16 protein-coding genes and 1 pseudogene are annotated in these 19,941 nt (G+C 67.5%); 5 read left to right on the top strand and 12 right to left on the bottom strand.

From position 1 onward, the window contains the following. Positions 1 to 205: 205 nt before the first annotated feature. From ETD86_RS33790 to ETD86_RS33770, 5 genes are all read right to left on the bottom strand, one after another. On the bottom strand, positions 206 to 964 hold the full coding sequence (locus tag ETD86_RS33790; RefSeq protein ID WP_138670711.1) for a MerR family transcriptional regulator: 759 nt from the start codon (positions 962 to 964) through the stop codon (positions 206 to 208). A 10-nt stretch (positions 965 to 974) separates the two neighbouring features. Then, positions 975 to 1,859 carry a DUF2268 domain-containing putative Zn-dependent protease gene (locus ETD86_RS33785; protein WP_138670710.1) on the bottom strand — a complete coding sequence of 295 codons (885 nt, stop codon included), beginning with the start codon at positions 1,857 to 1,859 and terminating at the stop codon, positions 975 to 977. A gap of 212 nt (positions 1,860 to 2,071) precedes the next feature. Next, complete coding sequence (locus tag ETD86_RS33780) at positions 2,072 to 2,473, bottom strand: FAD-dependent monooxygenase (RefSeq protein ID WP_138670709.1); 402 nt, start codon at positions 2,471 to 2,473, stop codon at positions 2,072 to 2,074. 172 nt (positions 2,474 to 2,645) lie between these two features. After that, on the bottom strand, positions 2,646 to 3,368 hold the full coding sequence (locus ETD86_RS33775; RefSeq protein ID WP_138670708.1) for a VOC family protein: 723 nt from the start codon (positions 3,366 to 3,368) through the stop codon (positions 2,646 to 2,648). Between the two features lie 152 nt (positions 3,369 to 3,520). Beyond that, positions 3,521 to 4,195 carry a TetR/AcrR family transcriptional regulator gene (locus tag ETD86_RS33770; protein WP_138670707.1) on the bottom strand — a complete coding sequence of 225 codons (675 nt, stop codon included), beginning with the start codon at positions 4,193 to 4,195 and terminating at the stop codon, positions 3,521 to 3,523. Between the two features lie 327 nt (positions 4,196 to 4,522). On the opposite strand from ETD86_RS33770, the gene ETD86_RS33765 reads away from it, so the two are divergent. The 4 genes from ETD86_RS33765 to ETD86_RS33750 all read left to right on the top strand — a co-directional run bounded on the left by ETD86_RS33765 (position 4,523) and on the right by ETD86_RS33750 (position 9,945). Continuing rightward, on the top strand, positions 4,523 to 5,752 hold the full coding sequence (locus tag ETD86_RS33765; RefSeq protein WP_246148603.1) for an amidase: 1,230 nt from the start codon (positions 4,523 to 4,525) through the stop codon (positions 5,750 to 5,752). Positions 5,753 to 5,907: 155 nt separating this feature from the next. Next, the gene (locus ETD86_RS33760) at positions 5,908 to 6,297 is read left to right on the top strand and encodes a cupin domain-containing protein (RefSeq protein WP_138670706.1); all 390 of its coding nucleotides are present in this window, start codon (positions 5,908 to 5,910) and stop codon (positions 6,295 to 6,297) included. Positions 6,298 to 6,382: 85 nt separating this feature from the next. Further along, positions 6,383 to 8,233, top strand: coding sequence for an ABC transporter ATP-binding protein (locus ETD86_RS33755; RefSeq protein ID WP_138670705.1), 1,851 nt, complete (start codon positions 6,383 to 6,385; stop codon positions 8,231 to 8,233). Continuing rightward, positions 8,230 to 9,945, top strand: coding sequence for an ABC transporter ATP-binding protein (locus ETD86_RS33750; protein ID WP_138670704.1), 1,716 nt, complete (start codon positions 8,230 to 8,232; stop codon positions 9,943 to 9,945). Before ETD86_RS33755 ends, ETD86_RS33750 begins: the two co-directional genes overlap by 4 nt. Positions 9,946 to 10,093: 148 nt before the next feature. Here the strand turns inward: ETD86_RS33750 and ETD86_RS33745 are convergent, their stop codons facing one another. After that, positions 10,094 to 10,810 (bottom strand): NADPH-dependent F420 reductase, encoded by a 717-nt coding sequence (locus ETD86_RS33745; RefSeq protein ID WP_138670703.1) that lies wholly within the window; start codon positions 10,808 to 10,810, stop codon positions 10,094 to 10,096. 210 nt (positions 10,811 to 11,020) lie between these two features. On the opposite strand from ETD86_RS33745, the gene ETD86_RS33740 reads away from it, so the two are divergent. Beyond that, complete coding sequence (locus ETD86_RS33740; protein ID WP_138670702.1) at positions 11,021 to 12,292, top strand: aldehyde dehydrogenase family protein; 1,272 nt, start codon at positions 11,021 to 11,023, stop codon at positions 12,290 to 12,292. A gap of 338 nt (positions 12,293 to 12,630) precedes the next feature. Here ETD86_RS33740 and ETD86_RS33730 read toward each other — a convergent pair whose 3' ends face one another. From ETD86_RS33730 to ETD86_RS33705, 6 genes and pseudogenes are all read right to left on the bottom strand, one after another. Further along, complete coding sequence (locus tag ETD86_RS33730) at positions 12,631 to 13,332, bottom strand: SDR family oxidoreductase (RefSeq protein ID WP_138670701.1); 702 nt, start codon at positions 13,330 to 13,332, stop codon at positions 12,631 to 12,633. Positions 13,333 to 13,546: 214 nt separating this feature from the next. Continuing rightward, a complete protein-coding gene (locus ETD86_RS33725) occupies positions 13,547 to 14,128 on the bottom strand; it encodes a site-specific integrase (protein WP_138670700.1) in 582 nt (193 codons plus the stop codon). Beyond that, positions 14,070 to 14,372, bottom strand: coding sequence for a hypothetical protein (locus tag ETD86_RS33720; protein WP_138670699.1), 303 nt, complete (start codon positions 14,370 to 14,372; stop codon positions 14,070 to 14,072). Before ETD86_RS33720 ends, ETD86_RS33725 begins: the two co-directional genes overlap by 59 nt. A 250-nt stretch (positions 14,373 to 14,622) precedes the next feature. Further along, positions 14,623 to 16,320, bottom strand: a complete 1,698-nt coding sequence (locus ETD86_RS33715) for an OPT/YSL family transporter (RefSeq protein ID WP_138670698.1) — start codon at positions 16,318 to 16,320, stop codon at positions 14,623 to 14,625. A 10-nt stretch (positions 16,321 to 16,330) separates the two neighbouring features. After that, positions 16,331 to 18,148, bottom strand: a complete 1,818-nt coding sequence (locus ETD86_RS33710) for a non-ribosomal peptide synthetase (protein WP_170223411.1) — start codon at positions 18,146 to 18,148, stop codon at positions 16,331 to 16,333. Positions 18,149 to 18,761: 613 nt separating this feature from the next. After that, positions 18,762 to 19,814: pseudogene (locus ETD86_RS33705) on the bottom strand (transposase); the annotation flags it as partial. Between the last annotated feature and the right edge of the window lie 127 nt (positions 19,815 to 19,941).

The following is a 19,941-nucleotide window of genomic DNA, read 5'->3' as shown; positions in this document are numbered from 1 at the left end:
GGGATGGTCACGCCACGGATCAGGTACGTCCGCCCGGCCAGGAAGAGGTCGGAGATCAGCCCGCGCGCTGATCGGCATGGCGACCATTTGGGCCCACGACGACTCTCCACCGGAGTCAAACAATCTTGCGAGGCTACCGGGGACTCCTCTCCGGCCGACGCCATGAACGGCCCGATCGCAGAAGGCCGCAGGGGGTTACCGGGAGCTACATCTGGGTCCGCGCGTACGTGTGCAGTGCGTCGCGGACGAACGCCGCCCCCGCGGCGTCTTCGTACATGCCGGCGAAGCGGGGGTCGTCGACGTACATGTCCCCCAGGCCCTTGACCATCGCGATCGATTGTTCCCGCTTGCCGTCCGCCGTGGGCGTACCGGGGATCTCGCTCAGCCACCGGACGTGCCGAGCGGCCAGCGTCTGGGCACGTGCCGAGGTCGGAGAGATCCCGGCCCTCGCCGCGGCGACCCAAGCGGCGACGAGGTCCTCGGTGTCCTGCTTCCAGGCCAGCTGCTGGTCAAGGGTCTTGCCGTGCCACCAGTCGTTGCTCACTTGGAACGCCCGCTCGCCCCAGCGTGAGATCACCTCGTCCTTGTAGAGGTCGTTGAACCCCGCCAACATGACGTCCATCCGCGGTTCCGCCCCCGCCTGCAGGGCCTCGAGCGTGTGACGCACGGAGCGGATCTGCCGTTCGATGCGGTCCCGTTCCTCCTCCAGTGCGGCGATGTGGGCGCGGAGCCCGTCGCACGTGTCCACCTCGTCCGCCAGGACCTTGGCGATGGCCGGCAGGCCCATGCCGAGCTGGCGCATGATCAGGATCCGCTGGAGCCGGGCGACCGCGGTGGGGTCGTAGTAGCGGTACCCGTTCGCGCCGACCCGGGACGGGGCCAGGAGCCCGACGCGGTCGTAGTGACGCAGGGTGCGGCTGCTGATGCCGGCCCTGGTCGCGAGTTCCTGGATCGTCCACTCCATCGTTCCAGTGTTACCCGCGGCGGAGCGTGGTTGCGATGATCTCTGAGCTGTCGGCGTGCAGGGCCTGCGCCGCCGTCTGCCCGGTCGCCGCCAGGTAGGTGTCGACCAGCCGGTTGCCCGCGGCGTACCCGGCGCCCATCGGCAGTCCCACCGGGGTGACACCGAGGTGCTCGGCGCTGGGGTCGCCGTGCACCCAGGCGGTGAAGTTCTGCATGCCTGTCACGTCGAGCCCGGTGAGCACCTTGCCGAAGATCTCGTCGTCGTGCAGGTGCGGCACGCCGATGCGGGCGGGGCCGAGCTCGTCGCCGTAGAGCTGTCGGGCGAAGGCGTCGGCCAGGCCCTCGGAGACGATGTGCTCGCCGACCGTGACGGTCATCGGGTCCCACACGACCCCGCCCGGGCTGAACCGCAGGTTGTGGTGGAGTTCGTGCACGGCGGTGGCCTCCAGCCGCTCCACGTTCTCGGGGAAGGGCCAGAACGTGATGGCGATGTTGCCCGAGATGCCACCGAACCCGGTCATTCCTAGGCAGGGACCCATGAAGTGCTTGTCAGCCGGATCGCCGAGGACGAACAGCACGGTGATGTCCGGGACCTCCAGCCCCGGCGTCGCCTCCAGCAGTACGGCGAGAGCGTCGTCGAGCGCCCGTTGCATCCGCTCCCAGGCTCCGGCAGCCGCCAGGGTTTCGAGCGCGTCGAGGCAACGCTCCTCGTCGCGGTCGATGGGGAACCCGGACGTTTCACGGTGTATGGCCACCAGGTCGGCCTCGCCGGGGTAGTAGCGGTACATGCCGCTGTTGGCCTCCAGCATCGAACGCAGCAGCTCAGCGCGCTCCGCGACCGGGGCCAGCAGGATCCGCCGCATGGCGGAGTAGGTGTCAAGAACGGTGATCGACATGGCCCCGATGCTAGAAGTTGACGCAGCGTCAAGGTCAAACCAGCGGCGCTCCTCGTCGAGAGTGCGGCCGACATGCCGTCACCCAGCCCCGTCATGGGCCGGCGGACGGGATCCGACAGACACAGCACCACGACCGCGATGACCGGCAATCGCCAACCTGACCCGTCAGAGAGAGTTGTTTTGCCCCTGGCGACGGCTACCCGAGCGGGGGCCTACGCCAGGAGGGACCAGCACGGATTGCCGGTGAGGGCGTCCAGGTCGGGATCCGTATCCGCCGCCCAGGCCGCGTAGCCGTCGGGGCGGACCAGAATCGCGTGGGGCAGGCCGTCCATCGGCTGGGCGCGCGTGGCACCGAGGTCGTGCGGGAGGATCCCGGCCAGGTCGAGCAGGACGGGCCTGCCGGCCAGGAACAGCGACGGGTCGAGACCGGCGACTCGGTGACCGACCAGCGGGTGGCCCCCGGGCAGGTCATAGGAGTGCGACAGCCCCGACATCAGCCCCGCCAGGTGTTTGTTGGCCTTGGGCAGGCGCAGCAGGTCGGTGAAGACCTTGCGCAGTTCGACGGCGTCCGCGCTGGGCCTGGGGTTGGCGGAGGACCTGCGTCCGGTTTTCACGAGGTACGAAGGAAGGCCGGCACGGGCACACGCGCACGCATGACCCATAGGGGAATCGATCGCGCATCTACAACACCGCAGGTCGCGGCGCCGGTGGTCTGCAGGTCTCGGCGTCTGATGGACGCGGCCGGTTACCGGGAAGGCCACGAACGGCGGCACCCCCGAGGTCACGCTATCGGGGGGTCAGAACACAGAACTCATTGCCATCGGGGTCGGCCATGACCACCCAACTGACCCCGCGCTGGCCGATGTCGATTCGAGTCGCTCCGAGGGAGATGAGACGCTCGACCTCCGCTTGCTGATCACCGTGCACAGGTGGAGCTATGTCGAAGTGCAGTCTGTTCTTCCCGTTCTTCGGCGCCACTGGCGGACCGCCCCAGGTGATCTTCGGACCGCCGTGCGGCGAGCGGATCGCGGTTTCCTGGTCCTGGTCCCAGACCAACGGCCAGCCCAGCGCTTCGCTCCAGAAGTAGCCCACCTCCTGCGAACCGTCGCACGCAAGCGCTCCGATGAATCCGCAGTCGGCAAGGAAGGTGTTGCCCGGCTCGCAGACGCAGAACTCATTGCCTTCGGGGTCGGCGAGCACCACGTGACCCTCCTCCGGGCGTTGCCCGATGTCGATGTGCCGCGCACCGAGTTTGAGCGACCTCGCCACCGTCTGCTGCTGGTCATCGAGGGAGGTGCTCGTCAGATCGAAGTGCGCCTGGTTCGGGCCGGTCTTCTTCTCCTGGGTCGGAAGGAACCGGATCCGGAACCCGGTGTCATCGCTCGGCAGGAGCGCGATGCCGTCGTGGGGGTCGTTGGCCATCTCCCATCCCAGGACGCCGGCCCAGCAGCGCGCGAGACGTAGCGGGTCGTTCGCATCGAAGCAGAGCGCGACGAGCTGAGAAGTCATCCCGTATCTCCAATTTGCTGGCTCAGAGGCGCAGGCAGGGCATGTCCTCCCGGCGTATGACGGAAGCAACGCTAGCCCGCTCGAGGACTGCGACGCCAACGCATTTGGGTCGGAGGGCAACGCTTCCGGCGCACGATCCGCCGCCGGCGGCATCATCGCCGCGATCGCCCGGTCAGGGGGATCGTGGCCTGGATCTGGTCGAGATGGGCGGCGAGGATCTCTTCGAACGCGGCGCGGCGGTTTTCGCCGACCGGTTGGAGGTCGCGGGCGAAGTGCGCCAGGGCGGGGAAGCGTTCGGGGTCGGCGCCCAGGACGGCGACGCGGAACAGCTCGACGCCTTGTTCGTACTCTTCGGGGGTGATGGCGTTGGCCGCCGCCCCGGAGGAGATCAACGGGAGGAGCATGGTCGCGAGCCGATGATAGTGGCCTGGGATCTCCTGGTCGGGCAGGCCCGAGGCCCGCAGGGCCTGCAGGGTCTCCTCCATGACCAGCCGGGAGCCGGTGCCGCCTGATACGTAACGGCCCCAGAGCGCGGCGAGCTGGGGATGTTGGCCGAAGGCCTCCCACAGACGCATGGCCACGTCGGTGACGCGCTGTCTCCAGTCGCCCTCGGGACGGTAGCCGTCCATGGCGGCGATGAGAACCCGGTCGGTGACCGCACGCAGCAGCTCGGTCTTGTTGCGGAAGTGCCGGTAGAGGCTGGAGGAATCAGTCCCGAGCGCGGCGGCGAGCTGGCGCATGCTGAACGACTCGGCGTCACGCGTGCGCAGCAGCTCGGTCGCCGTATCCAGGATCTCCTCGGTCGACCAACGCCGTCGGCCTGCCATCCCACCCCTCTCCTCCGGTCTCTTCCACACACAAATCTAACCTATGCACGCACCATTGCACGCACCGCGCGCATAGTATTGGGCAAGCAGTCGCGGACAGACCCGGAACGGAAGAGGAGCCGCCACCCATGACACAACTGCACGACCTCACCGCCATCGAACAGGCCGCGGCCATCAGACGCGGCGAGGTCAGCCCCGTGGAGCTGGTCGACCACTACCTGGACCGCATCGCCCGCCTGGACGGCGAGCTCGGCGCGTTCGTCACGGTCACCGACGAGAGCGCGCGCTCAGGCACGCCAGGCCGAACACGCGGTGCGGTCTGCCACAGTGCGGTCCGATGCGGCGCTGCCCCCGCTGCACGGGGTACCCACCGCGATCAAGGACCTGACCTGGACCGCTGGTGTGCCGACCGCGTACGGCTCGCGGGCGTTCAAAGGGTTCGTGCCGGACGTGGACGCCGCCGTGGTGACCGCGCTGCGCGCTGCGGGGACGATCAGCCTCGGCAAGACCACCACGTCCGAGTTCGCGCTGATGCCGCACGGCGAGACCGACCAGGGGATCGAGTCGCGCACGCCCTGGGACACCACCCGCTCGGCGCACGGGTCCAGCGGCGGCGCGGCCGCTGCGGTCGGCGCCGGACTGGTGCCCTTCGCGCACGCCAGTGATGGCGGCGGGTCGATCCGGATCCCCGCCGGCGCGTGCGGGCTGGTCGGGCTCAAGCCGTCACGGGGCCGCATCTTCGACGGGCCGCATCCGTCGGACGCGGGCGGGGTGGGAGTGGAGGGCGCCATCTCCCGCACGGTGCGGGACACGGCGGCGGCGCTGGACGCGCTGGCCGTCGAGCAGCCGGGTGCGCTGGTCGCGGTGCGGCGGCCCGACGTCTCGTTCACCGAATGCGCCGAGCAGGAGCCCGGCAGGCTGCGCATCGGCCGGTTCCTGACCACGCTGACCGACACCGTCCTGGAGCCGGACTGCCTGGCGGCCTACGAAGTGGCGAGCGCGGCGTTGGCGGCGGCCGGACACGAGGTGACCGACATCGAGCTGCCCGTGGCCCCGGCTTTCGTCGACGCGTTCGCCGACGTATGGGCGGTGGTGGCGGCGTCGGTGCCGGTGCCGCCCGAAGGCGAGACGCTGCTGCGTCCGATCACCCGCTGGCTGCGCGAGCGGGGCCGACGGCTCAGCGCGACCCGGTTCGTCGCCGCCCGCGGAGTCCTCGAGACCGCGTCCCACCAGATGGTCGCGCGCACCACTGCCTACGATGCGGTGCTGTCCCCCACCGCCCCCTGCAGCCCGCGCCCGGCCGGATGGTTCACCCAGAGCGGCGACCTGGAGGAGGAGTTCGCCCGCGCTGTCCAGTACGTGGCCTACGCCCCGTGGCAGAACGCCTCCGGCCAGCCCGCGATCTCCCTGCCGGTGCACTGGAACGACGACGGGCTACCGATCGGGGTGACGCTGACCGGCCGCCCCGCCGACGAGGCGACACTCCTGCGGCTCGCCGCACAGCTGGAGAACGCACTGGGCTGGGCCGACCGCAAACCGCCGATCTGGCACCACTAGGACTGCCCGGCCGAACGTGCGACGCGCTGATCCGCAACCCCCACCAACTCGGCCCCGGGTCAACGCATCGCCCGCCGCGAAGCCGGTCAGGCCGGCCACTCCCCCACATCCGCAACCCGCCAGATTGCAGATCATCGCAGGAAGGATGTCTCGGCATGTCTGTTACCCCGATCGATCTCTTCGCATCCACTCTCCAGCTTCACGAGGGCGGCACGATTCACGCCGGGAAAAGACCCCTGGACTCCGACGAGGACGGCTGGCAGCTGACGGCCTTCCATGCGAAGACCGGCGCCGACGTCCACGCCGGCCACTGGGAAGTCCACCCCGAGGCCGAGGAGGTCGTGTCCTGCCTCATCGGGAAGATCCGCCTCTACCTCCGTCCGGAGCGGCCGGGACAACAGGAGGAGGAGATCAGGCTGACGGCCGGAACCGCCGCCATCGTCCCGCGTGGCCGATGGCACCGCATCGAGCTGGACATCCCCAGCAACATCATGGCCGTCACCCTGCCGCGTGGCAGCCGGCTAGAGAAGCGGACCGAAGCCTAGGCCAGACCTCACGGACCCTGTCCTCAACCACCATCGGCCCGGCCACGTGCCTGGTCACGACGAAATCGACGGAGACGGGAGAGCGATGAACGCCACCGACCTTGCCGGGGCGACGAAGCAGCCCACACCACCTGATGCTGAATCGGTGGCGGGGCAGAGCCTGGCGGGGCTGTTGGGCCCTCATGTCTGGAGTTTCGCCGCCGTGGTGATGCTGCAGGTGATCGGCGCTGTCGCGGGTCTGGCGCCGCTGCTGGCGGTGGTCGAATTAGGTCGTGTTCTGTTGTCGCCCGGCCCGATCGATCACGATCATGTCTGGATCGTGGTGATCGCGGGTGCGGCCGGCTTGTTCGTCCGGCTGCTGTTCACGGCCGCGTCGTCGGGGCTCGGGCATGTCCTCGACGGCCGGGTGCAGCTGTCGTTGCGCCGGCGGCTGGCCGCGCGGCTGGGACGCGTGCCGATCGGCTGGTTGTCCCGGCGCCGGACCGGCGAGTTGGCCAAGGTGGTCGGGGAGGACGTGAGCGCGGTGCACCCGTTCATCGCCCACACCCCCGGCGAGCTGGTTTCCGCGTTCGTGGTGCCGCTGGTGTCGCTGGCCTATTTGTTCGCCGTTGATTGGCGGCTCACCCTGATCGCGCTGATCCCGGTGGCGCTGGCCGTGGCGCTGGTCCCCCTGATGATGACCCCGTCACGGCTGCGCGAGCAGGAGGAGTTCGACGCGGCGATGGGACGGATCGCGGATTCGGTCGTGGAGTTCGTGCAGGGGATCTCGGTGGTCAAGGCGTTCGGTGGAGGCGAGCGCGCCCACCGTGCGTTCCGTACGGCCGCGGACGATTTCGTCGGCGTCTTTGTCCGATGGGTGCGCGGTGTCACCGGGATCGCCGCGGGGATGCAGCTGGCGCTGTCGCCGCCGTTCGTGCTGCTGGTCGTGCTGGTCGGCGGTGCGGCTCTGCTCACGACCGGTTCGATGGCCGCGGCCGACCTGCTGCCCTTCCTGCTGCTCGGACTGGGACTGACCGCTCCGGTGGCGGCTCTGGGCCACGGCTTCGACGAGTTGCAGGCCGCCAGGCGCGCGGTCGGCCGGATCCGGGACGTGCTCGCGGTGCCGTCGCTACCGGAGCCTGCGCACCCGGTCACACCCCAGGGGCACCGGGTGGAACTGCGTGACGTCCGATTCGGTTATGAAGCCGATCATGAGGTGCTGCGCGGGATCGATCTGGTGCTCGAACCGGGGACGGTCACCGCGATCGTCGGGCCGTCGGGAAGCGGAAAGTCCACGCTGGTGCGGCTGTTGCCGCGCTTCTTCGACCCGACCCACGGCTCGGTCGTCCTGGGCGGTGTCGACCTCCGCGAGCTCGGCAGCCGGGAGCTGTTCCGGATGGTCTCCTTCGTCTTCCAGGATGTTCGCCTGCTGCGCGCATCCGTCACGGACAACATCGCGCTGGCGGTACCGCACGCCGACCCCGACGACGTCATCCGGGCCGCCCGGCTGGCCAATATTCATGAACGCGTTCTCGAACTGCCGCGGGGATACCAGACGGTGCTCGGAGAAGACGCCGGACTGTCGGGTGGCGAAGCCCAGCGGATCTCGCTCGCCCGCGCGCTGCTGGCCGCCGCGCCCGTTCTGGTACTGGACGAGGCGACCGCCTTCGCCGACCCGCAGACCGAGCAGGCGGTGCGCCGGGCCCTGGCGAGGCTGGACGCCGATCGGACGATCCTGGTCATCGCCCACCGCCTGGAAACGGTCGCCGACGCCGACACCGTCGTGGTCCTGGAAGACGGGGTGATCGTCGAGCGTGGCAGGCCCGCCGAGTTGCTGGCACTGAACGGAAGGTTCGCCGCGTTCTGGCGATCCCACCGATCGGCGATCACCGACGAGACCCCAAGCCACAGCGGCGGACAGCACGGTGGCGGACCGCAAGGAGACGAGCCCCGATGATTCGAATGTTGCTGCGCGTGCTGGGAGACCAGTACGCCCAGCCGATGCGCCGCACCGTGGCCCTGATGACCACGACCGCGATAGCCGAGGGCCTGTCCTACGCATTGCTGGTTCCCGTGCTGCGGGCCCTGTTCGGCGGCAACCCCGCCGACGCCTGGCCCTGGTTGATCGTATTCGGGGCGGCGGTCGCGCTCTACGCGGCGCTGCGCTATCGCAGCGATTTATCCGGTTTCCGCGTCGGGACCACGCTGCTGCGTGGCATGTATCACCGGCTCGGCGATCATCTCGCCCGACTGCCCATCGGCTGGTACAGCGCCGGCCGCGTCGGCGAGGTCTCCGTCATGGCCAGCCGCGGCCTCCTGCAGGCGATGGGCGTGGCGGCGCACCTGCTGGCCCCGTTCATCACCGCCTGCGTCACGCCCCTGACGATCGTTGCCGTGATGCTCGCCGTCAACTGGCAGATGGGGCTGGCCGCGTTGATCGCCGCCCCGATCATCGCGGCGATCCAGATCCTGACGGCACGCTCGATGGCCGCCACCGACGCCGACAGCGCCGAACGCGACCACGAGGCCACCGGACGCGTCATCGAATACCTCCAGGCCCAGCCGGTGCTGCGCGCCGGCGGCCGGACCGTCGAACGCTTCCGGCTGCTCGACGACGCCCTGCACGAACTCCAGCGTTCCTCCCGCCGCACCGTACTGTCGGCGCTGCCCGGCGCCGTAGGCCTGACGCTCACGGTGCAGACCATGTTCACCGTGCTGCTGGTCCTGGGCGCCTACCTCGCACTCGGTGGGAACATCGGCGCGGCAGAGGTTCTCGCGATCCTGGTGCTCGCCGCCCGCTGCGCCGATCCACTGCTGTCACTGACGGACATCGGCGGCAAACTGCGCGGCGCACGTTCCGAACTGGCCAGACTCGACACCGTGCTGCGCACCAAGCCACTGCCGGAACCTCGCGAACCGATCCAGCCGCAACGCCATGACCTGGAGTTCGAGTCCGTCACCTTCCGGCACGGCGACCACACCGTGATCGACAACGTGTCGCTGTCCGTGCCCCAGGGGACGCGGCTCGCCGTCGTCGGACCGTCGGGCGCAGGCAAGAGCACCGTGCTGCAGTTGCTCGCGCGGTTCTACGACGTGAACGCTGGCTCGGTACGCGTGGGAGGCGTGGACGTACGCGCGATCAACACTGAGACGCTGATGGCGCAGATCGCCATCGTCTTCCAGGACGTCTATCTCTTCGACGGCACCATCGAGGACAACGTGCGCCTCGGCCGCCCCGACGCCGGCGAAGCAGAGGTGCGCGCGGCAGCGACGGCCGCGCGGCTGGACGAGGTGATCGAGCGACTGCCCGGCGGATGGGCGACGAACGTCGGCGAGGCCGGCACACGGTTGTCGGGCGGCGAACGCCAGCGGGTCTCGATCGCACGAGCGCTGTTGAAGAACGCGCCCGTCGTGCTGCTGGACGAAGTGACCTCCGCACTCGACCCGGTCAACGAGGCCGCCGTCCACGACGGCATCGAGCGCCTGATGGCAGGCCGGACCGTGGTGATGGTGGCGCACCGGCTCCGGACCGTCCAACGCGCCGACCGCATCGCTTTCCTGGACCGCGGCCGCATCGTGGAAGAAGGCGACCACGACGAGCTACTGCGCCGCAGCGGCCGCTACGCCGCTTTCTGGAAGATGTCCCTGACACCCGCAGCAAGTGAATGAGCCCAGGACAGTCGCCCCCCGGGCACATGAGAGATCGCCGTAGGAAGGACGCCTCGGCCGAGCGTCGCCGCCGGTGTGGAAATCGCTGAGTTTCAGGAGTCGTGCCGCTGCGGGGTCCTGCGTGCCGGCGGGGGCCCGGTGCGAGCCTTTAGAAGGCGCGCTCGGCGACCTTCACCCGCCGGCTCGCCTCCAACGCGGCGCGCAGCTTGCCGGCCGGCAGCGGTGCGGCGGGGGCCTGGAGCATGCGCTCGAACGGCACGTCGGGGTCGGCGAGGTAGATCTGGGTGTAGGCGCCGGACTCGGGCTCGAAGCGCCAGCTGTTGGCGAGGGTTCCGGCGTCGACGGTGTCGAAGCCGAGCCGGTCGATCAGCTCGGCTGCCCGAGCCTTCGCGCCGGGGTCATCGCCGGCGATGGGCAGGGCGCTGCGGTCCGGGGCCCCGGCGGGCCGGGCGAGCTGGGGGATGTGGTGGGCCAAGATGTTGTTGAATGCCTTGACCAGCAGCGCACCGGGCAAGAGCTGCTGAGCCAGCTCGGTCGTGGTCACCTTCTCGGTGTCGAGTTCGGCGATCCGGCCGTCGCGGGAGGGGTAGTAGTTGCCGGTGTCCAGCACGGTCCGGCCCCGCAACAGCTCGGCAGGCACGGACCTGTAGGCGGTCAGCGGGATGCTGAGCAAGGTCGCCTCCCCGGCGCGCGCAGCCTGCTCCACGGTGCCTGCCACAGCTCGCGACCCCAGCTCCTTGACCAGGCCTGCCAGACTCTGCGGGCCACGCGAGTTGGCGATCACCACGTCGATGTCGGCCGCCACCGCCAGCCGCGCCACCGCCGACCCGATGTTTCCGCTTCCGATGATTCCCAGAGTCGACATCGCGATTCCTCCCTCTACGGTGTGGCCGCCCGTCCCGAGCCCATAGACCGTGAACGCACGGGCCACCCTGGCCACGTTAAGACTCACATCAGGGGTCAGAGGCAAGCCACGCCCGGCCGCACGGCAAACCAGACCGCTCCTTGAGGATTGTTGAACGATGCTACAATCCTCGTGAACTCGCCAACGCGCCCGGCCGCAGAAGGACACCCCTTGATCAGCGACGCCAACCGTCAGACCCGCTCCACCGTAGATACGGTGCGTGCCTGCGCGATCCGGGCCAAGCAGAGCTGCGCGACCCTCGAACGCGCGACGGACACGGACATCGACGCCGCGCTGCGCGGCATGGCGGAGCGGTTGCCGGCGGCGCGGCACGCCCTCGTGTCCGCCAACGAGGAAGACCTCGCCGCGGCCGTGTCCGCCGGGATGTCGCCCGCCCTTCAGGACCGTCTGCGGTTGACCGGCCCGCGGCTGGAGGCCATGGCCGCCGAGTTGCGCACGCTGGCGGATGTGCCGCACGAGCCTCGGGACAAGGTCCTGGAGGAGCGTTCGGACGGCCTCACCCTGCTGGAACGTCGCCGGCCGGTGGGCGTCATCGGCGCGAACTTCGAGGCGCGTCCGAACGTGACCCTCGACATCGCGTCCCAGTTTCTCAAGTCACGCAACGCAGGCGTGCTCCGCACCGGTTCGGCCGCGCTCCGCTCGTCTCGGGCCATGGTGGACCAGGTGATCGCGCCGGCCCTCCGCGAGGCCGGCCTGGATCCGGACGCCGTCCAGCTGGTTCCCAGCGAAAACCGTTCGGCGGCGTATGCGCTGGTGTCCCTGCCTGAGCTGATTCCTCTGGTCATCCTGCGTGGAAGCGGGGACAGCACCCGCGACCTCGGCCGTGAGGCCGCCCGGCATGGCGTGCGTACCCTCGCTCATGCCGACGGCGGCGGGGTCCTCTACGTGGATTCGGCGGCTGACGACAAGGCTGTGCACCGGCTGATCGCCGACAGCCTGGACCGGTTGGGCGTGTGCAACCGGCTCAATCTGCTGCTCATCGACCAGTCCGTGTACGACGAGTGGCTTCCCGGCATTCTGGAGGTCCTGGACCGCCTGGGCGTCACCGCGTCCCTGCCCCCGCATACCCACCCGCGCGGGTATGAGTGGTCGCTCGACTCGAAGCGTGCGGCCACCGTGACGGTCGACGCCGCCGACGGCCCACTGCACGCCGCTCGAATCGCCAATGAAGAGACATCTGGGCTGGCCGCCGCCATCGCGACCGAGGACCCGGCCGCGGCCGCGCAGTTCATCGACGCCTACGCCGGCTCCGGGGTCTTCTGGAACTCCACCACACGGCTCCTCGACGGCTTCAAGCTGCTGCGGCTGCCAGAGACCGGTATCAACATCGACCGGGTGCCCGGCCCACGCGGTCCGGTGAGCTTCCGCGACCTGTACCTGCGGCAGTACATGGTCGTGCCGAGCGGACGGTTCACCTCCTGACCGGACCGTCATCGCCCCACCGATCAGGGCAAGAGTCTGGGAGACAGGCACAAAGGCGTTTCCGTGCTCTGGAGCGCCCATCGGCTCAGGCAGTCGCCAGTTCCCGGATGCGCGGAACGTAAGTGACCTCGCTCGCGTGCTCCTCTCCAGCTCCTCGATCAGGGCGGTCACGTCGCCGACGAGGTGGAGCAGGGTGTAGGAGGTGACGTCCGGCGGCTGCTCGCTACGGGCGGTCCCTGCCCCTGCTCGGCGATGTGCGGCCTGACCCCGTTCACATCGACGAAGCGGTGGGTGAGCGAACTTTCCACAAGGATCCCCTTGAGGTCGGCGAGTGCGTGCTACTTCTTCAGCTGGGCGTACATGGCTTCCAGGCCGGCGGACAGCTGCGACTTGACCCAGCGCGTGGTGTCGTCGGCCAGCACCTCGTGTTCCCCTGCCTCGATGCCGTCGAGCGCGGCCACGGCGACATCGCGGGGATCGGCCTTGGGTGCGTCGATACCCGACGTCATATCGGTGTCCACGTAGGCCACGTGGAGCCCGGTCACCGCGATGCCGCGCGGCCGCAACTCCAGGCGCAAAGAATTGGTCTGCGACCACAGGGCGGCTTTGGAGGCGCTGTAGGGCGTGCCGTCGGCCAGCCAGGACAGGGCGGAGTGGACGTTGAGGATGTGGCCCCCGCCGTTGCGCTCGATGATCGGCGCGAAAGCCCGGGTGACCAGCAGCGGCCCGTAGAAGTTGGTCTCCAGGTCCCGGCGCACGTCCTCCATCGGGGAGTCGAGGTACGAAGCGCGAACCGAGGCGCCGGCGTTGTTGATCAGGATGGTGACGTCCTGGGCCTGCTCGGCGGCGGCCGCCACGGATGCGGGGTCGGTGACCTCGAGCGCCAGCGGAACGGCATCGGGGTGCGTCACCGAACGCGGGTCACGCGCCGTGGCGTAGACCTTGCCGGCGCCGCGCGCGTAGAGCTCCTCGACCAGCACCTTGCCGATACCCCGGCCGCCTCCGGTGACGAAGACGTTGGCGCCCTTGATTGTTGTCACGACTACCTCCGCAATGAGAAACCGATCGGTTTCCCCCACCGTAAACCGATCGGTTTCTACATGCAAATCGACTGGTGCAAGCCATCACCATGTGAGTTCCAAAACTGGACCAAGTGGGTCAGTCGAGCGAGGCGTCCACCAAGTGGATGAGGGGTCCAGCCAAGATAAGCCCAAAACCCACAATTGCGATCATGGTTTACCGAGTCGAGGCAGGTCAGCCGCTGGTTCGAGGGGCGAGCAAGCTGGTGATCTCCGCGATGGCGTCCGGGGAGGGCTTGAAGTAGCGCCGCAGATTCTCCGGCTTCTTGTGCCGGGACTTGGCCATCAGCATCAGCAGGCTCGCACCCGCCTCGCCCAGGTGGGTCAGCGCCGAATGGCGGAATTCGTGCAGATCCCACCCCGTGCCGGGACCGTTCAGCGCGGTGTGCTCGTCCAGCAGGGCGCGGGCCTGGCCATAGGACAGGCGGGCCAGGCCGGTGTCGGGGCAGACGTCGCGGGGACCGATGACCTTGCCGGGGCCGGGGCGGCGGTGGGTGACGAAGACCGGACCGCGGGTTCGGCCTTTGAGCAGTCGGGGTAGCAGCCGGGCGGCGCCGGCGTCCCAGTAGACAGTCTCCAGGACGAAGTCCTCGCGTGCCTGGCCGCGGCGGCGAGTCTTGGCGCGGGCGCCCTTGGCCTTGACCCGCGCCTGGCGGGCGGTCAGGTCCAGATCCTCGATGTTGAGGGCGAGGATTTCCTCAGCTCGGGCGGCGGTCTCGAATAGGAGGCGGTAGAGGGTCTTCTCCCGCAGACGCATGGTCGTTGCCGAACACGACGATCGCCGCGGACTTCACCCGCTTGATCTCGGCCGCGATTATCAGGGCCCAGACGGCCGTCGCGGAGTAAACGCTGAATGCGGCAACGTCCGGCGGATCGCGGTGGATGAGATCACGTATCTCCGGCCACCCGAGATGACTCACGTCAAGGTAGCGCCATTCGACGTCCGGGAAGCAATGATGATGATAGGTGATCATTTCGACCAGCGAGGCGTGCGGATACACCGTACCCTCGTTCTCGTATCGAGCCTGGTCGCCACCCCCTGCGATCGGGGCGCCGCCACCGGAGTGGCTGCCTCGATGAGCGGAGGTGAGCGGAAGTCCCAGATACCAGACAGAGCGCACTTCTCTGAGCCGTTCACCTCGACGACCGTCCGCCGAGGGCGGGAGCGGGTAGCGCCAGGTGTATCTGCTGTCCACTCCCACGCGTTCTTCGCTCGGCTCCAAGTCCATGGCACTCCGTCCTTTGCTGCACTTATGAGGTGAGAACCTGAATCGGCAGAAGTAACGCGTTCGCGATGCCGCCGCCTAGGATCAGGCCGGAGCCCAGGGTGGACGCGAAGGCGCCCTGATCCCTTCTATGGCGTTGCGTCGCCATTTTCGTCACACTGCCGAGCAGGATGGCGATGGAGGTCGCGGCCGGCAGCAACACCCCCAGGCCCAGCATGGTAGGAAGCGCTGGTGACCAGGCGAGAGCCATGCCAGCCAGACCCGCCGCGGCGAGGAAGACCGTCGTCGACTGCGCATAGTCCTGCGACCCCCTGAGCAGGGAGTTCAGAAAGTCCAGGGCCGTCGACGTGGGAGCGGGAAAAGCGGCGGTGCCGATGTTTCCCAGTTCGCTGACCAGGAACAGCAGGGTGATGCCCGTTCCCACGCCGGCGACGCTACCGATCACCTGGTAGGTGAAGAGCTGGTGGGTGCGTGGCGCGTCGGGTGCCGGTGCTGTGGAAGCCACCTTGGCAGCCTCGATGAAGTACGCCGACGCCAGCGCCGAGCAGCAGATCAGGCCGATGAGCAGATACGCCGACCCCGCCGGCACGTGCAACAACGCGAGAATGACGAGGGTGAGGTACTGAAAGACGCCCGTAGGCGCTATTCCTATCGCAGCGTTGACCCGGTTCATGAGGACAGCGAAGAGAGGGGCGAGGACGGCGAAGATGAGGGCGGTCATCAGGTAGGTCAGCGGCAGCCAGCGGGACAGTGCCACGACACATCCCGCCATCACGGCGGCTCCACCCGCCGCCGTGACCCGCCACCGGGCGCTTCTCCCACGTATCGCCCCGGTGACCACACTGCGCTTCCCGCCTACCAGTTTTGCCAGAAAGCCACAGGCGTAGCCCAATAGCAGGCCTACTCCGACGGCGAGGATCCAGGGCGAACCCAGATGCTCGATATAGGCAGCCCCGGGTTGAGGCGATCCCCACAGCACATTGGCGGACCAGACGATGAGGGAGTAGACCGCCCCGACGCCGATCCAGACCGTGGCGCTCCCGGATATTCGCATCCCGAGCCCGAAAAGCATCGGCGACAACGACAGAGCGAGGTAGGGCGACACGCCGGGAGCCAACGGCAGGGAGTCGCGGCCGACGAGTGCGGCCGCGAACGAGAGGCCGGCCGCAACGACGGCGCCGACAAGAATGAGGCGCTGTTCCTTGATTCCGGCCTCGCGCTCGCCTGAACCGGTAAGAGCGTGCATGAGGTCGATGACCGGCCACAGCGCCGGATACTTCAGGCTGTGGTCGTTGATGATCGAGGGGGCCAGGGCGATGCCCAGAAGGAGGCCCAGGAGGTTCGCCAGAAGTCCGGCGCCGATGAGAAACATCCAAGATGGCGGTGGGGCACCCCCCAGGAGACCAGCGCCGATGCTCGTGTCGATCGCGGTGACCGCCAAGGTGCCCCCCGAGGCGATCGCGTAGGTGAGGAAGAGGGTCCGCCAGTTCAGCTTCCGCAGCAGGCGCAGAGCGGCGCCGCCGAGAAGAACGGTGACGATCGCACCGCCGAACCCAGTCCCTACTTTGAAGGCCAGTATGACGTTGAGCGCGCTGAGACAACTTCCGAAGACCACGCCGAGGACGACGGGCGTGATTGCCAGGTGACGGGGTCTGGGCGGCGCGCCGGTTCGCCCACTGGAGGTTTCGACCGGCAGGTGTTTCTCGTGGGGGCCCGATTGCATGAGGGGTTGCCTATGCCTGCTCTTCGATCAGCTTCGCCAAGTGTTGAATCGTGGGCGCCTGGAGCACGTCTCCTGTGTTGATCGACACGCGTAGACAGGTGCGGACCCTCATGGCGATGCGCGCGGCGAGATAGGGATGACCGCCCAAGTCGAAGAAGTCATCGGTTACGCCGATGGAGTCCATCCCGAGCACGTCGGACCAGATCGACCTGAGCGTCTCCTCCACCTGGGTGGATGGCAGCACAAGGGGATAAGTCAAAGGAGGCCGCTCTCTCACTGGTTCCGGGAGTCTCGATCGGTCAACCTTTCCGTGCGGAGTCACCGGGAGCTCACTGATCTCCACGAAGATCTCAGGGATCCTCGACGACGGCAGCCGTGTCCGCAGATATGCGCGTAATTCGTCCACGAAGAGCGGGCCGCTGCCGGGAGCGGGTACGACGTATGCCACCAGTCGCAGATCGCCGTGCGGGTCCGAAGCCGTGGTCGCAACGGCCTGCTGGATCTTGTCGTATGACAGCAGCCCCGCGTCGATCTCACCCATCTCCATGCGTGTGCCACGCGGTTTCGCCTGAAGATCAGTCCGTCCGGCATATTCGAGGTTTCCGTCCGGCAGCCAACGCGCCAGGTCACCCGTCCGGTACACCGTATTTCCCGAGCCGAAAGGATCGGCGACGAACTTCCGCTGGGACAACACCGGATCGCCGAGATAGCCACCGGCCACGCCGACACCGCTCACCAAGAGCTCACCAGCCTCGCCGGTGTCCTGTCCGATCGGCCTGCCCTCATCGTCCAACAAGACAATCTCCACGTTGGGGATGGGCCGCCCGATCGGTGCCTGCGAACCGACGAGAGGATCAGACCGGAGGGCCTCCCACCGCGTCGAGATCATGGTGCATTCCGCCATGCCGTACTGGTTGAAGATCCTGCAATCATCCGTTACCCGTGACCTCAGCCGACGAAGCGTAGGCATGTACAGCGGTTCGCCGGAAATAGCGATCACTCGCAATCGCCATCGGAGGTCCTCTTCCTCGGCCACCGCCAACATCGCCTCGAGCATGGTCGGCGCCATCGCCGCCAGGACGGTGATCTCACCTGAGGAGAGAAGTCTCGCCACCGCTTCTGGTGTTCTTTCGTCCAACCGATCGAGGAGGTAGAGGCTTGCCCCTGCCGACAGGGCTCCGAATACTTCTCGTTGGCATGGGTCGAAGGAAGGATTGACGAGCTGCAGCACAGTGTCCGCAGCATGCGGTTCGGTTTCATCCGCACCTGCTACCAGGTAGCCTACGAGGCTGCGATGTGTTATCGGCACCCCTTTTGGGTCCCCCGTCGAACCCGAGGTGTATACAATATAGGCAACACGGCCGGGCGGAATCTCCTCTTTCGGGTCGGGCACTACCGGTGCGTGGCCGGGCGCCATATCCAGATCGAGAAGAATGGTGTTGGGATGAGCGAAGGGCATGCGAGAAGCCGCCTCCTCGGCCGTGACGAGAACGTTGGCAGAAGAGTTCTCTCGCATGAATTTCAGGCGGCTCTGCGGATATGTCGGATCCAGGAACACATAGGCAGCTCCCGATTTCAGCACCGCCAGCATCGCGGCGACCATGTGCGGACCGCGCGGGAGCGCGATCGCCACTATGCTCCCTTGCCCTACCCCTCTTCGCAGCAATGTCGCCGCTAGGCCATTGGCGTAGTTGTTGAGCTGCCCATAGGTCGTCCGCTTCGCACTGCCGACTAGTGCTACCTCGGACGGCCGCTGGCGCACCTGCTCTTCTACCAGCTTATGCACCGTGACATCGGGAACGGGAATCTTCCGTCCGGCTTTCCACATTCTCCGCCCATCCTCCGCTGTATTTCCGGCTCGCATTTTACAAGGATTGAGGCATGCCCGTAACACCCTCTTTGGCTGCTCGCTGTGTGCCATGGTCTACTCCATAGTCGACATGAGTCAAACTCAAATGGGTTTGGTATGCCATGATCCAATTCCTTGACACGTTGAGAGGCGCAGATTAGCTTGTCAGTCACGATCGGACTGGATGGGAGGCCGGATTCATGTACAACGACAGGCTTGCGACCATGCCGGACGTTGGTCCGTGGTGATCGGACGAAAACTCGACTACCGACGTCACAGGACGGGTAACTGAATGACGACCGGCCGCCGTCTAGGAAAAGGCGGCCGGTCGCGATTATCATCGGCTCCCGGCGACAACAGGAAAGCCGTGATCCCGTTCCCATGGGACGTTTTCAAGCCATACCCTGGATCCCATGACTGCGTTTCCCGGCAGCCAGCCAGCCAGCCTAAAGCGCCCGAATCCAGCAACGCCCGGAAGTAGTCCTTGCACACAGGCTTGGCCCATTCGGACCCAGCCTCGCCACCGACTTGTCTACCGGCATCTGATGTGATGATCTGGCACAGATCGCTGAAGCCGACGTCCGGCTGACGTTCAAGGCGTGTCAGCCGACCCATCGTGCAGCCGGGTGAAGTCGATGTCCAGGCGGGGCTCGTACGCCTCGGGGGTGATGCCGAGCTCGTGGGTGGAGTACTCGCCGAACCGCATGATGTGCTCGGTCAGGTAGGGGGAGACCTCGGCCAGGTCCTCGGGTTCGATCTTCCAGCCCTCGGCTTGCAGTTGCCGGACCACATCGGCGATGTCGAGGGTGTTGTGGAAGATCACGCAGTTGGTGAGCAGCGAGTTGTACTTCATCGCCTTCTCCTGCTCGATGGGGTCGTTGTCGGCGATCACCCCGCGCTGGCCGAAGTGCAGCCACTCGGCGAAGCCGTTGTAGGCCTCGACCTTGTTGGTCGCCGCGGTCACCCGCCGGCGCAGCGGCGCGTCCGACAGATACCGCAGCAGTTGCACGGTTCTGATCACCCGCCCGACCTCGCGGAAGGCGGCGTAGTGGGCGTTCTTGCGCGAGCCGGAACGCAGGCGGCGCAGCAGCAGCGTGGAGGAGATGGCGTTCTCCCGGATGGAGACCGCCACCCGCAGCAGGTCCCGGAAGTGGGTCTCAATCAGCGGCCAGTCGATGACGTTCTTGCCCGGCTCGCCGAACAGCGCGTCGATGTGCTGGTAGCGGGTGGCGCGGCCGGGCCGGTAGAAGGTCAGGTCCTTCCAGTTGCGGATGCGCGGCATCAGCTCAAACCCCAGCAGGTGCGCCAGCGTGAAGACCGGGAAGCTCTGGCCTTGGGTATCGGCATGGATCGTGGTCGGCTTGACCTCCGAGGCGTTCTGCAACAGTCCGTCGATGATGTAGACCGCCTCCCACACCCCACAGGGGATAAATCGGGTGAACAGCGCGATGTAGGTGTCGGCGACGTGGTGGTAGGCGATCCCTCCGGGTTTTCCGTGCCGGACGCTGGTCTCGGCGAGCAGGTTGTTGAGGTAGGTGTCCATGTGGGTGCCGTCGGCGGCCACGGTGGTGCCGTTTCCCCACGCCTGCGACATGTCCAGCCGGGCGTGCGCGTTGACCACATCCGCGATCGCCTCGTTCAGCTTAGTGGTTCTGCCTGTAAGTCCTTCGAGGGTCAGTGGCTGAGGTAGAGGTCGCAGGCGCAGTCGAGGGCTTCTTGGGGCGTGCCTGCGGACATGCCGGTGGGCAGGATCTGGTTCTCGTACTTGCCGC

The sequence above is a fragment of the Nonomuraea turkmeniaca genome (genome assembly GCF_005889735.1).
In the GTDB taxonomy this organism is placed as follows: domain Bacteria; phylum Actinomycetota; class Actinomycetes; order Streptosporangiales; family Streptosporangiaceae; genus Nonomuraea; species Nonomuraea turkmeniaca.
Note: the sequence above shows the minus strand (reverse complement) of the source record. Positions and strands in the feature narration are given on the sequence as shown.